Annotated in this window: 11 protein-coding genes; all 11 read right to left on the reverse strand. The window is 50.6% G+C overall.

All coding sequences use genetic code 11. The features are described 5' to 3' along the window. Nucleotides 1-113: 113 nt before the first annotated feature. The 11 genes from ACHA8N_RS03580 to ACHA8N_RS03630 all read right to left on the reverse strand — a co-directional run bounded on the left by ACHA8N_RS03580 (nt 114) and on the right by ACHA8N_RS03630 (nt 14,029). Nucleotides 114-1,133 carry an aldose epimerase family protein gene (locus tag ACHA8N_RS03580; protein ID WP_393964739.1) on the reverse strand — a complete coding sequence of 340 codons (1,020 nt, stop codon included), beginning with the start codon at nt 1,131-1,133 and terminating at the stop codon, nt 114-116. Further along, nucleotides 1,130-2,620 (reverse strand): UDP-glucose--hexose-1-phosphate uridylyltransferase, encoded by a 1,491-nt coding sequence (locus tag ACHA8N_RS03585; RefSeq protein WP_393964740.1) that lies wholly within the window; start codon nt 2,618-2,620, stop codon nt 1,130-1,132. Before ACHA8N_RS03585 ends, ACHA8N_RS03580 begins: the two co-directional genes overlap by 4 nt. A gap of 30 nt (nt 2,621-2,650) precedes the next feature. Next, nucleotides 2,651-3,649 (reverse strand): UDP-glucose 4-epimerase GalE, encoded by a 999-nt coding sequence (gene galE, locus ACHA8N_RS03590; protein WP_028107042.1) that lies wholly within the window; start codon nt 3,647-3,649, stop codon nt 2,651-2,653. Beyond that, nucleotides 3,650-4,822, reverse strand: coding sequence for a galactokinase (locus ACHA8N_RS03595; protein ID WP_393964741.1), 1,173 nt, complete (start codon nt 4,820-4,822; stop codon nt 3,650-3,652). Next, entirely contained in the window at nt 4,819-6,951 is a 2,133-nt protein-coding gene (locus ACHA8N_RS03600) for an alpha-galactosidase (protein ID WP_393964742.1), read from the reverse strand. The genes ACHA8N_RS03595 and ACHA8N_RS03600 overlap by 4 nt, the downstream gene beginning before the upstream one ends. Nucleotides 6,952-6,965: 14 nt before the next feature. After that, nucleotides 6,966-8,960, reverse strand: coding sequence for a beta-galactosidase (locus ACHA8N_RS03605; protein ID WP_393964743.1), 1,995 nt, complete (start codon nt 8,958-8,960; stop codon nt 6,966-6,968). Between the two features lie 25 nt (nt 8,961-8,985). Continuing rightward, entirely contained in the window at nt 8,986-9,771 is a 786-nt protein-coding gene (locus ACHA8N_RS03610) for a carbohydrate ABC transporter permease (protein WP_147511704.1), read from the reverse strand. A 13-nt stretch (nt 9,772-9,784) separates the two neighbouring features. Continuing rightward, nucleotides 9,785-10,750 carry a carbohydrate ABC transporter permease gene (locus ACHA8N_RS03615; protein WP_393964744.1) on the reverse strand — a complete coding sequence of 322 codons (966 nt, stop codon included), beginning with the start codon at nt 10,748-10,750 and terminating at the stop codon, nt 9,785-9,787. Nucleotides 10,751-10,824: 74 nt separating this feature from the next. Further along, nucleotides 10,825-12,135: an ABC transporter substrate-binding protein gene (locus tag ACHA8N_RS03620; protein WP_147511703.1), complete on the reverse strand. Its 1,311-nt coding sequence runs from the start codon at nt 12,133-12,135 to the stop codon at nt 10,825-10,827. Nucleotides 12,136-12,165: 30 nt separating this feature from the next. Then, on the reverse strand, nt 12,166-12,648 hold the full coding sequence (locus tag ACHA8N_RS03625; protein ID WP_147511702.1) for a hypothetical protein: 483 nt from the start codon (nt 12,646-12,648) through the stop codon (nt 12,166-12,168). A 232-nt stretch (nt 12,649-12,880) separates the two neighbouring features. Next, a complete protein-coding gene (locus ACHA8N_RS03630) occupies nt 12,881-14,029 on the reverse strand; it encodes an ROK family transcriptional regulator (RefSeq protein ID WP_393964745.1) in 1,149 nt (382 codons plus the stop codon). Nucleotides 14,030-14,043: the final 14 nt, after the last annotated feature.

The raw sequence follows: 14,043 nt of genomic DNA on the forward strand, positions 1-14,043 counted from the left end.
AGGGTGGCAGAATGATAATCTGCCACCCTTGTCTCGTAAAAAAAGAATTACTCGTTACACACGGTTCTTGTTCGACTGGTCCCCATGTTGCCTGAAATCCATCTGTCCGTCCTTTACGAACCATCTGTCCCGAAGCGATACGTCGTTTCCCAGCGATATGTCTCGTCCGGTCGTACCAACACATCCGGGAAAGATGCCTCTTTGACGGCATTCGGATGGACCTGCGTCTCAAGACACAGACCGAGTGACGGACGGGAAGTGACACCGCGAATCGTATAATTTGTTTCGAGTTGTGTACCGGTGTAGAGGACAACGACGGGCTGATCGGTCGTCACTTCCAGAAAACGACCGCTTGCCGGGTCTTCCAGTCGAATCGCTTGTCCTGATAAGACAAACGGATGGTCATACCCGTTGCCGGCTGCCGTTGTTTCCGGATGCCCGGACTCCGCACCACTGCGGATCGAACGTCCGGTACGAAAATCAAGCGGTGTTCCGGTCACGTCACGAACCTCTCCGGTCGGCAACAGATCCTCTCCGACGGGCAGGTACGTATCGCTCGGCACTTGCAAACGGTGATCGAGAATATCCCGACGTAAGTTCCCCGACAGGTTCCAGTACGTATGGTTCGTCAAGTTCAACGGTGTCGTCTGGTCCGTCGTCGCTTCCATCGTCAACGTCAACGCCAGACCGTCGAGTTGATAAATCGCATCCAGCGTCACAGTACCGGGATAACCTTCCGCTCCATCCGGACTGACGTGCCGTAAATGGAGCCGCGTTTCCGTCATCTCCATGACTTCAAACAGTGCTTGATCAAATCCGTGAATCCCGCCATGAAGATGGTGCTCTCCGTCATTGGCTGCCAACGGATAAACGGTTCCCTCGACTTCCATCCGTGCTTGGCCGATGCGTCCGGCGACCCGGCCGACAATCGCCCCAAAGTACGGGGAATGGTTTTGATACTCTTGGACGGTCTCCAGTCCAAGAACAACACTTTCCATCACGCCGTCCCGGTCGGCCACACGAATGTCATTGATGATGCCGCCGTAGTTCCAAATCTCGACTTCAATCCCGTGTTGCGTCAACGTGTGCCGCACGAAATCGATTTCCGGAAGTGATTTTGTGTGCTCACTCATCGTCGATCACCTGCCACTTGGCGGCTGACTGTCTCAAGAAACCGCCCGAGTCCGGCTTGTCCGTGCTCCGTCTGCTTGAAGACACCACAGTCTTCGAGCCCGCGAACGAATTTTGCTGCGACAGCCTGGCGGACATAGTCTGATACGTCTTGTCCGGCATAGGTTGCCTTCAGTTCTTCCGCCCAGGCTTGGTGTGACGAAGCGACCTGGCTTGTGCCGGTGATGAACTGTTCGACTTCTTTCAGTTCACTGAGCAGACGGGCCGGCAGAACGGCGAGTCCCATCACTTCAATCAAACCGATGTTCTCGCGTTTAATATGGTGAATATCCGCATGCGTATGGAAAATGCCGTCCGGATGTTCCGCCGACGTCCGGTTATTGCGCAAGACCAAATCCAGTTCAAATCGTTCTCCGCGCATCCGGGCAATCGGTGTGACCGTGTTATGGCGGATACCGTCCGTTGCCGCAATGATCTCATGCTCGGCATCTTCGTATGTCAACCAGGTCTGATACACCTCGTCTGCTGCATCGAGCAAGGCCGACGCATCGGAACTGCTCAAGCGCACGACCGTCAGCGGCCAGTGCAACGTTTCGCCGGTGACGTCCGGATGATCCGGTAAAACAAACTGATGCAACGCTTGCGCCCGGTCCATCGCAAATTCATAACGACCGCCTTGATAATGATCGTGGGTCAAAATCGAACCGCCGACAATCGGTAAATCGGCATTCGATCCGGCAAAATAATGCGGGAACTGAGCGACGAAATCAAGGAGTCGCGCAAACGCTTGACGGTCAATCACCATATCACGGTGCGTCTGTGACAAGATGATGCTGTGTTCGTTGTAATAGACGTATGGGGAGTATTGCAACGCCCACGCTTCGCCTTCGAGTGAAAGCGGAACAATCCGGTGGTTAGCACGGGCCGGGTGATTGATGCGGCCGGCATAACCGACGTTTTCGACACAGAGCAGACACGTCGGATAGGTCGAATCAACGATTTCCGTCCGTGCCGCCGCAATTTCACGCGGATCTTTTTCCGGTTTTGAGAGGTTGATCGTAATATCGATTTCACCATACACCGTATCCGCCTGGTATTGAATATTCTTAGCGATTCGTTTTGTTTGAATGTAGTTGTTCGCCTGACTGAGTTGATAGAAGTAGTCGGTCGCCTGTTGCGGACTTTCCGCATACAACCGTCGGAAGGTCGAAGTGATGGTCGACGGACGATCGACGAACACATCCATCAATTCCGCTGCCAATCGTTCTTTCTCGTCAAGACGTGCTGCCAATTGTCCGGCAGCAATCTGTTGTTCAATCATCGCATCCAAGATGTCGGGAATCGACGCGGTGTCGACAGTACCCGGATCCGTGTAAGCTGCTTCGCCCAGCAACGCCAATAATCGGTTTCGTGCATACACCGCGTCTTCCGGTTGAATCAACTGGTGACGGATTGCCTGCTCTACTAATTGTTTGATGAGTTCGTTCATCGCCTTCACTCCCCTAAATCCATTCTCTCTTTATCGTACCGGTGTCTTGTAGCCTTGCGGACGTTGTTCATGCCAGCGCCACGCATCTTGAATGATCGTTTCGATGTCTGTCCGGCTAGGATTCCAGCCTAAGACTGTTTTCGCCTTATCCGATCCGGCAATCAACGTACTCGGATCGCCGGCACGTCTTGCGACAACTTGCTCGGGAATCGCATGTCCCGTCACGCGGCGTGCGGCTTCAATGATTTCCCGGACTGAAAAACCGCGGCTTGAGCCCAGATTAAAGACATCACTCGGCTTTCCTTGTTTTAAGTAGTCCAAGGCGAGCACATGGGCATCAATCAAATCCTCGACGTGGATATAATCGCGGACACATGTCCCGTCCTCCGTCGCATAATCATCCCCATAAATCGAAATCACCGGACGTTGATTGTTTGCAACTTCGAGAACGAGCGGAACAAGGTGTGTTTCCGGTGTATGATCTTCCCCGATTTCACCTGTCGATCGGGCTCCGGCGACGTTAAAGTAACGCAACGCAACGTAATTCAGACCGTAAGCCGTCTCACACCAGCGCATCATCTTCTCCATCATCAACTTCGTTTCGCCGTAGGCGTTCGTTGGATTCGTCACAGCTGTTTCGAGGATCGGCATCTGTTCCTGCTCCCCGTAGGTCGCGGCTGTCGATGAGAAGACAATCTGTTTGACATCGTGCGCCATCATCGCTTCCAGCAAAACTTGTGTACCGTAGACATTGTTGTCAAAATACGCCAACGGATGTTCCATCGATTCACCGACTAACGAAAAGGCAGCGAAATGGACGACTTGATCAATCACTTCCGTCCCAAAGACCGTATCGAGAAAGGCCCGATCCCGGATGTCCCCTTCATAAAAACGGGCTTCCGGATGAACAGCTTCCCGGTGACCGGATTTTAAATGATCGATGACGACCACTTCCTGTCCGGCATCGATCAGTTGATAAACTGCATGCGATCCGATATACCCTGCTCCACCTACTACCAGTACTGCCATTTAGATGACCTCCTGTTCTACTTCGCGTGCTCCATCCCCGACGGTTGCCGTATAAAACGATGCCGGGTAACCGATTGCTGCCTCATATTGCCGACCGACTGCCGTCATGAATGTCTCGACTGTCTCGTCTTCGACGATGGCAATCGCACAGCCGCCAAAACCGGCACCTGTCATCCGGGCACCGAGGACACCCGATTGGGACCAGGCCGCCTCGACCAGCGTATCGAGTTCTTGTCCCGTGACTTCATAATCCACCTGTAACGACCGGTGGGACGCATTCATCAATTGACCAAAAGCTTCGAGCCGTCCTTCCGTCAAGGCAGCGAGCGCTTGTAACGTCCGCTCATTTTCGGAAATCGCATGACGTGCCCGCCGTTGCAATCGTTCATCTTCGAACGGAACTGATTCGAATTCAACCGTCGACCACTGTCCAAGCGTTTCGTACGGACGGTATTGTTGCAGATAAGTAAGTGCTGCTTCACATTCAGAACGGCGTTCATTGTATTTCGAGTCTGCCAGTTCGCGTCGTTTGTTTGTATTCATGATGATGATCGTGTAACCCGATAAATCGAGCGGCGCATACGTATAATCAAGGGTCTCGCAGTCAAGCAACAGACCGGAGCCCGCTTTTCCCATGCCGATCGCGAATTGATCCATGATGCCGCTGTTGACACCGATGTATTGATTTTCCACCTGCTGACCGTACTTAACGAGTTCGATCCGGTCGAGCTGCAATTCATACAGCGTATCAAGCAGCACACCGATGACGAGTTCGAGTGAAGCCGAGGAAGACAATCCCGCTCCGTTCGGAATATCCCCTTTGATGAGAATGTCGCATCCCTTGTCAATCCGGTACCCGGCTTCACGCAATACGTGAATCATTCCTTTGGCATAGTTTGCCCAACCGTGAACCGGTTGATGCGTCAGATCATCTCCCGACACTTCGATGATGCCGTCGGCTTCAAAGTTCAAGGAATAAAAACGAAAGACTTGATCGTCTCGTTTCCGGACAATGGCATGAGTCCCAAGCGTCAAGGCGCACGGAAAAACGTGACCCCCGTTGTAATCCGTATGTTCGCCGATCAGATTGATTCGTCCGGGGGCAAAAAATCGGTGGGTCGACGGTTGACCGAATTGTTGTTCAAAAATCTGTTCGAGTGTCTGGTCTGTCATACGATCGGCTCCTTTGACTGTTTTGTTGTCACGCCGCGACGAACCGGTTTGATCTGCAAGCAACGTGCTTCATAATCGTTCGTATACGTCACGGTAATTCCTTGTTGCATCAAGTAGGCACCACTGAGCGTGCGTCCTTCAACCTGATACAGGACGGTGGCCTCAAGTCCTCTTAATCGAAAGCTGTATTGTCCGATTCCATGCTGACGCATCGGCGCAACAGCCAGGATGACCGTTTGTTCACTCGCCGTATACTGCATGATCGAGGCGCCTTGATCGTCCGCTTGAATCCGCTGTTGACGTCCGAATTGAACCGTTTCCCGAATCGTCTTGTATGTTGCAATCCATTCTTTTGCTTCTGCTAATTCTTCCGTCGTCCATTCGCTTAAGTTGCCGCCGATGCCAAGCGTGCCCTGCATCGATGAGACGAACCGTGTCGCAAGCGGCAAGTTCCGACCGTTGAGCCAGTTCGGACCATCCGTCACCCAACAACTCATCATCTTCGCATTATAGGCAAACGAGAAATCGTGTTGAATCGCCAGTCGATCCAGTGGATCCGTGTTGTCGCTCGTCCAGACTTGTTCCGTGCGTTTGAGGATTCCGAGATCAATCCGCCCGCCGCCTCCGGCACAGGCTTCAAAATCAACTTCCGGATGACGAATCCGTAAGCCGTCAAAGATCCGGTACAACGCATCGACATGCCGTTTCCACAGTTCCTGTTGCGCTGCCGGTGTCGCACCCGGTACGCCCGGTTCTGAAAAGGCACGGTTCATGTCCCATTTGATGTAATCAATCGCATGAGTCCCGAGCAGTTCATCCATCATCCGGAATACGAATTGTTCCACTTCCGGCAAGCCGAGGTTCAAGACAAACTGATTGCGCGAGGTTGTCCGACGGGCACCGGGACTATGATAAATCCAGTCAGGATGTGTCCGGTATAAATTCGAATCCGGATTGACCATTTCTGGTTCGACCCATAAACCAAACTGCATGTTTTGTTGTTTCACATAATCAATCAACGGCGTTAATCCGTTCGGAAACTTCTCGGGATTGACGACCCAGTCGCCAAGACCGGCTTGATCGGAGTTTCGTTCCCCGAACCAGCCGTCATCGACGACGAACAGTTCACAACCGATTGCAGCTGCTTGATCGACGAGCGCGCGTTGTCCGTGTTCCGTCACGTCAAAATAGGTCGCTTCCCAGGAATTATAGAGCACCGGCCGGACTTTGTTCCGGTCCGATTCCGGCATGATGATTTCACGTTGGAAATCATGCGCCCGGGCACTCATCCCGGCAAAACCATCCTGGGCATATCCGATATAAAAGTCTGGTGTAACGAGCTGTTGTCCCGCTTCGAGCGTCCAGCTGAAATCAAATGCATTCATGCCACCCGACAGTTGAACAAAACCAAACGCATCCTGTTCAAAATGCATCGACCAGTTGCCCGAATAGGCGAAATGACCATAAATGACTTCTCCTGCCGATTCAGTGGCACCGTGTTCCAAAGCGAACCAGGGATTCGCCTGATGGCTTGTCACGCCGCGTCGGCTGTCAATTGTCTTACGTCCCGGCGTTAGTGGCGTGACTTGTTTTTGGAACTCGCCGGTCCATGTTCCCGCAAAGTGATGCAGGTTCAAGTTCGGACGTTGCAAAATGCCCATTGCAAACGACTGGGCCGTCGTCAACCGCACTGATTGTGTTCCGGTATTTTCAATCACGAGCGACCGCCCGATGATATCGTAAGCTTCGTACAAATCGTAGCGAATCCCGACACGAAGTTCCTGTAACGGATCAAACAACCATAATGTCAATCCGGATTCCGATGTCTCGGCACGTTCAAACGCAAACTGGCTGATCCGTTGTCCGTCCTGCCGCTCTGATTTTAAGGTCGGTTCTGTATAGACCATCTCACCGAATGGGATGAAGTCATAGACGGCGACACCGTCCGGTGATTCAAACGAACTGTGCGCAAGCACCGGGTTCGGCAACGCTTCGTAATCAGACGGGTACGGCAGACGGGCACCAAAATACGTATGCAACACTTTGCCGTGCTGTCCGATCGTCACGACATGCGCGACCTGTTGTCCTTCGAGGACGAACCGCTGATTCGGCAGTTCAAGAATAGCCATGGTCGTTCTCCTCCTTACGTTGTCAGAATCAGTGTCTCGAGCGGTGCGAGCGTCACTGTTCCACTATATGTCTCGTTCGTGTTCACTTCTTTGTATGCAGCGTCGAGCACAACGTCCCGGCTTGCTTTCGTATCATGATTCATCAAGAACAGGAAGTCTCGTGTTTCCCCGTGACGGCGGACGACTTCGACTTGATCCGGTGCTTCAAACGTTTGAACATCGGCATCGAGAAACGCCTGGCGGTAGATCGTATCAATCATCGCATCATCAATCGATGCGCCGATGTACGTGATGGTTCCTTTATAAGCATTCCGTGTCACGGCAGCGACTCCGTCATAAAACGTATCGCGGTAAACGGCGAGCGGTTCGGCTGTCGTCGGTGTAATCAAATCACACCAGAGACGTGCCGGCGACGCTTGTCCGGCGAATGCCCCGATGCCTTCGACACGGTTTTCCTGAACCGCTTGGAGAGATTCGTATTCATCAATTTCAATTCCGGCATACGGTGCGAACTTGCCCGGTAACGTCAACGGAATGACGTTATTATGCGGATCCTTGACGCCGGTCCGGTACGTGAAGATGACGTGTCCGCCCTGCTCCATGTAATCGATCAACGCTTGGTCAAACGTCGGATTCGTTAAGAAATACAGGGGAACGATGATCAATTTGTATTGATCGAGCCGGTCACCCGGGAAGACGATATCGGTTGCTGCCTGACGCCGGACGGCGCCGCCGTAAAACCGGACGAACTCCGTCCGGAAATCAAACGCATCGCTGTGCGGTTGATGCGTCCAGGCCCAGACATTTTCTTGGTCAAAATAGACACCGACTTCTGCTTGATAGCTGCTCGCATTGATCTCGTCACCAAATGTGTTAAGTTCCGTCATGATCTGTTTCACTTCATTAAATTTGCGTTTTGGTTTTCCATCGTGATCGATGATGCCGTGGCAAAACTCTTCCGTTCCGAACAAGGCGGCCCGGAAACGGAAATAGACGATGGCTTCCGCGCCGCGTGCGACAGCTTGATACGTCCACAAACGGATGTGTCCGGGGCGCGGCAAGTAACCGATTTTACTCCACCCTTGCGCTCCGCTGAGTTGCTCCATCACCCAAAAACCTTTGCCTTGTTTTGAGGAACGGCAGAGATCGTGATCGCTCGCCATCTTCTCGAAGCGGTTCGGTTCCGGCAGTCCTCCCCAGACCGGGTAATTGTCGAAAGCGACGTAATCGAGATCTTGCGCCATTTGTTGCTGATTCACCGCCATGTCACTGTAGACGAGGTTGTGTGTGATGAAGGCATCCGGGTGAATGTGTTCCCGGAGCGCATCGACTTGCAACTTGTTGTAATGGTTGTAACCGTCGGCACAGAAACGGTCGAAGTCGACGAGTAACGACGGATTGTGCTCTTGATAAACTTTCCGCGGTACCGGGATTTGTTCCCATGCTGTATAGGTCTGGCTCCAGAAAACCGTTCCCCATGTTTCGTTTAACGCGTCAAGCGTCTTGTAACGGTTTTTCAACCAGATTTGAAAAGCTGCCCGGTCGACGTCACTGTATGAACGGTCGGACTTTTCATGACCGTATTCGTTATCCGTCTGCCAACCGATGACACGCGGATGTTTTCCGTAACGCTTCGCCATTTCCGTCGTGATGGCAACGGAAAAGCGTTGGTACGTCTCACTGTGGACCGTATAGTGACGACGAGCGCCAAAGCTGATCGTCACGCCGTTTTCGTCCGCCGGCAAAATCTCCGGATACTTATGACACATCCAGGCCGGTGGTGTCGCCGTCGGTGTCCCGAGCACGATGTCAAAATCGGCCGCACTCAGGCGCTCAATGATATCGTCCCAAAAACGGAAATCGTAGACTCCTTCTTCCGGCTCCATCATCGTCCAGGCAAATTCCGCCAAGCGAACGACGTTGACCCCGAGCTCTTTCATTAAACGAAAATCTTCTTCCCATAACTCGCGTGGAGTTTGTTCCGGGTAATAATCGACTCCTAAATACATCGTGCTCCCCCTGACTGAAAACAAATTATTTTACTGCGCCCGCCGTCATTCCTTTTTGGAAGAAACGTTGGAAGAAGATATAGAACACCATCGTCGGTAAACTGATCAAGACGAGTGAAGCGTAGATTTTTCCAGGGTCACCGCCAAGTGCATCTTTGAAGAAGCTTGGAGCCATCGTGACCGTTTGATACGCTGGGTCTGTCATGAACGTCAAGACCATCAAGTACTCGTTCCACGAGTTGAGGAATGCATAAATCAAAGCTGTCGCAAGGGCTGGTTTCGCAAGCGGCAACATGACTTTGAAGAACACTTCGAGAATCGTCGCGCCGTCAATGTATGCGGCTTCCATCAATTCATTTGGTAACTCGTCAAAGTACCCTTTGATCAGCATTAGACCAAACGGGAGGAAAAAGGCGACTTCCGCCCCGATCAATCCCCAGTGGTTGTTGAGACCGTCAAACGAACGTAGTGTGAAGAACAATGGCACGATCATCGAAGCGACTGGTAACATCAGACCGGCGAGCACCATGTTGAACAACAGGCGTTTTCCTGCGAATTCGAGTTTTGAGAACGCGAATGCCGCAAAGGCGAGAATCGAGATCGAGATGATGATCATGAAGAATGCGACGAAGAAACTGTTGAAGACGAATGTCGGGAAGTTCGGGTTTTGCAGCGTCGCGATATAGTTTTCAAAGCCGTTGACACGCAGGCTTTCCTTAAACATGACGAAAATCGGGAACAGCCAAACGATCGAAGCAAGCATCAGGACGAGGTTGATTACCCAACGGCTTTTTTTAGATTCTACATTCATGGGACGTTCCTCCTTAGTTATCCATTTTCTTTTGAACACGCAGTTGGAAGTACGTGATCAGCAAGGCGATTGTAAGCAATACGATGGCAACAGCACTTGAAAAGCCGACTTCTTGTTGCAGCATCGATTTACGGAACAGGTACGTCGAGATGAACTCTGTTGAAGAACCGGGTCCGCCGGCTGTCGTGATCCAGACTAAGTCAAACGTCTTTAGACCACCGATGACACCGAGAATCGATAACGTGAATGTCGTTCCTTTTAAGTTCGGGAAAACGATGCTCCAGAGGGTCCGGAAGAATCCGGCACCATCGATTTTTGCAGCTTCAAAGATTTCTTTTTCAATCGCCAGCATCGCCATGTAGTACATGACCATCGACGAACCGGTCCACTGGAAGATGTTAATCGCAATGACCGAGTACAGGGCGATATCCGGATCACCGAGCCAGTTTTGTTCTAAACTGCCGAGACCGATTGCCCGGAGAAACTCGTTGATGTAACCGAATTGGAAGTCATAAATTTGCGAGAAGGCTGCCCCGAGGACAACCGGACTCAAGACGACCGGGAAGAAGAAAACCGATTTCATCGCGGTCCGAAGCGGTCCTTGTGTGTGTAGGAAGTACGCCAGCACCAGACCGATAAAGGCTTGGATCGTGACCGTTAAGATCGTAAAGATGAATGTATTTTTAAGCGAGAGGTAGAAATCCGGATCACGGAACATTTCCGCGTAGTTCTCAAAACCAACGAAGGCCTTATCAAACGAAATGCCGTCCCAGGAGAAGAAGGAATTGTAGGCATTATAGAAGATGCCGTAATAGATGAACGCGACGACAAACAGGACGATGGGTCCAACGAACGCCCAACCGACCATATTTTGTTTCATTTTCCCTTTGTTTTTCTTCTTCGGAGCAGTTGCCCGTGGTGCAGGCTTCAGCGGTTCGGCCTTTGGTTTGATCGGCAATTCTTGTTGCTCTGTCTGCATAACGATTTCCCCACTTTCTTGATCTTAAAAATCAGGAAGTGGCACGCAAGGCGCACCACTTCACTGTCTCGTTCTTATTTCTTCGATTGGTCGGCTGCATCCTGAACACGTTGAAGTGCTTCTTTTGGATTTTGACCCGTCGCGATGTTTTGAAGTTCCTTACCGAGGATATCGTTGAGTTTCGTATCACGGATTCCACGGCTTGCTACAGCTTTCGAAAGTGTCTCATTCAACATTTTGTACGATTCTTTTTCACCTTCCGATGTGAAGGCTGCATCGGAATCGATTTTGACATCTTTGATGCCCGGTGCCATTTCGAACTCGCCCATGTAAACTTCTTGTCCTTCACCTTGACTCATGAAGGCAACAAACTCAGCTGCACCTTCTTGTTGTTTTGATTCTTTGTTGACCGCAAGTGCCATATCGATTGATGCGATGATTGGTTGCTCTGTTCCACCCGCAAGGTTTGGAAGTGGTGTGAAACCAAGCTCATCTTTGATTTTCCATTTGTCTTTTTTCTCAGCTGTCGTCATGGAGTGGGCTTCCCATGAACCGATGACCCACATCGCTGCTTTTTTGTCGAAGAATTGGTTCATCCCGTCATTGTATGTTGCAAGACCGAGTGCTCCTTCTTGGAAGACTTTATCTTTGAAGAGGTCCTGCCAGACTTGCGCTGTTTTGACCATCTCATCGTCTGTCCATTTCGCTTCGCCCGACAATACTTTTTGAATGTAACCCGGTGCGACTTGGTGGCTTAAGACGTTGTAAACATCGATGTCGATCCAGGCATCTTTTGCACCGAGCATCAACGGAATGACTTTATCGCCGGACGCTTTGATTTTTTTGACGGCGTCGACCGTTTCTTTGTAGTTCTTCGGTGGTGTCACGCCGTATTTATCAAGCATCGTCTTGTTGTACATCAAGTACGCTTGACCGGTAAATCCGATTGGAACTGCATATTGTTTGCCGTCAATTGTCGTCTGATCGATGCCGAGTTCAACGAATTTATCTTTCCAGCCTTTGCCGGCTGCTTTATCCATGTAAGAATCAACCGGTACGACACGGTCTTTGTATTGTTGAATCATCGGTTCTTTTAAGCCGATGATGTCTGGTCCCTTACCTGACAACATCGCGACTTGAAGTTGCTTTTCATAGTCTTCGCTGTAACGCTTGAATTCAACGACGTATTTGTCCTGCGATTTGTTGAACGCATCGACAACTTCTTTACCAGCTTCCGGCTGAGGTGCCCAGCCCCACCACGAAATGATTGTTTTTCCATCCTTTGTTGTCGCTTGTTTTTCGTCTTCTCCACCACAAGCCGCGAGAAGTGCCGATAATGTTAAAACTGAAGCGGCTGCGAGAACTTTTGATTTTTTGAATTTCATGTGAGTGATCCCCTTTGTATGTGTGAGTGGTCAAGCATGTTTTTTAAGCTGTTGTCCTTCGTCCCTTGCCCGTTGACACCAATGTTCAATGACATCGGTTCCGATCGGCATCCGTTGGAGTTGAATCAGAACCCGTGCGATTAGCCGGAGACGATACTCTAGCGTATCGACTTCACTGGCGACGAATAAGTAAAACTCACCGCCGAGTGTCAAACAGCCGGCTGTACGCATTTGTTGCATCAACGCTCGTAATTCAATGTATCCGCTCTCATTTTTTCGAATATGAAGTTCCGAAGATCGAATCGTCAGCACCCCTTGTACAGACGACATCCGAAATTGAAAGACCCCATCCTGTCGTGGACGAACAAGAACGCCGTCTTGATTCGCAGTTCGCTCATCTCCCGGTCTCTGTTCCGTCATTTGTTCTGTTAAACGGTCAACATAAAAGCCACGGATTGCTCCGTAACGCCCGAAAGCTTCACGGTAGGAAACCCATAAATCTTCTGTTTCCATCTGCGCGACGCCTCCTTCTTTTGGTTCAGCCTAACCGGTCCCTGCCGGTCTGCATCCACCTCCACTGATTGATGAAAACTTAGTAAATTAAATTTATTATCTAACTTTAAGAAAACTATAGCACAGATGATTTTATTTTGTAAACGGTTTCATAAAAATTTTTATGTTTTGAGCAAACAGCAAAAAAAGCTTGTCCGATTCCGGTCCTCGACCCAAAACGAACAAGACTTTTTTAAATCGTTTGAAAGATACTGTTGGTAGCCAAGGCAGCAGCACTGAGCGCTCCTTGTTTTTCACTCCACGGAACCATTTTGACATCGGTTTCACGTGAAGCCGTCGTCAACGCCGTATGCGCAACACGTTCCTTAATTTGATTGACAATCGATGGAGCCAATTCAAACATCGGACCGCCAAGCAAAATCCGCTTCGGATTCAACAAGTGAATCGTGTTCAGGACACCGATGCCGATGTATTCCCCTGCCCGGTGATACGCCGCTTTCGCATAAGTGTCTTCCTCTGTCAGGCGTTTCCGGAGTTCGGTCAACGTCTTGACTTGTGGATCAATCGCTTCAAAATCCCGTAACAATGCTTTTTCACCGGCTAATGCTTCGAGGCATCCCCGGTTGCCGCACGAACAAATCGGACCGTCTAAATCGAGGCGCATATGACCGACTTCCCCGGTGATATGATTTTCACCGTCAATCAATTTCCCGTCGAGGACATAAGCGCCCCCGATTCCTTCGCCCGCGTACAGGTAGAAAAACTGATCGACCCCGACGCCTTCTCCGAACAACAATTCAAACGAAGCGAGTGCCCGAACGTCATTTTCGATGAAGACCGGATACGCAAACCGTTCTTCCAAATGCTTTTTTAAGGCGACGTCATGCAGGTGAAAACGTGGTGCAAACAGGATGACGCCAGTTTCCGGATTCACCATCCCGTGAACGGAAATTCCGATCCCGTGAATCGTTCCGACCTGATTCGTCGCCTGAATCAATTCATCACATAAACGAATGACGGCTTCAATCATGTCGTCATTTGTATCAAATTGACCAACTGCTTCCACTTCATGAATCGTATTCCCACTCAAATCAGCGATGACACCGATAAAACGGTGACTCGTCGCATCAATTCCGATGACATACTGTTCCGTTGCCACCAGTTCCAATAAAATCGGTTTTCGTCCACCGTTCGAGACGCCTAACTCACGTTCCGTCACCAACTGATCCGCAATCAGTTCTCCGACGATATTCGAAACGGTTGGTTTCGTCAATTTTGTCTGTTGTGCCAATTCCACGCGTGAAATCGGCTGATGCATCCGAATCAAACGTAATACGAGCGCACGGTTGTAGGATCGCATCCATTTCGAATTTCGTGGCATCTCTTTGACCATGT

It is taken from the genome of Exiguobacterium sp. S22-S28 (assembly GCF_043359615.1).
Lineage (GTDB): Bacteria > Bacillota > Bacilli > Exiguobacteriales > Exiguobacteriaceae > Exiguobacterium_A.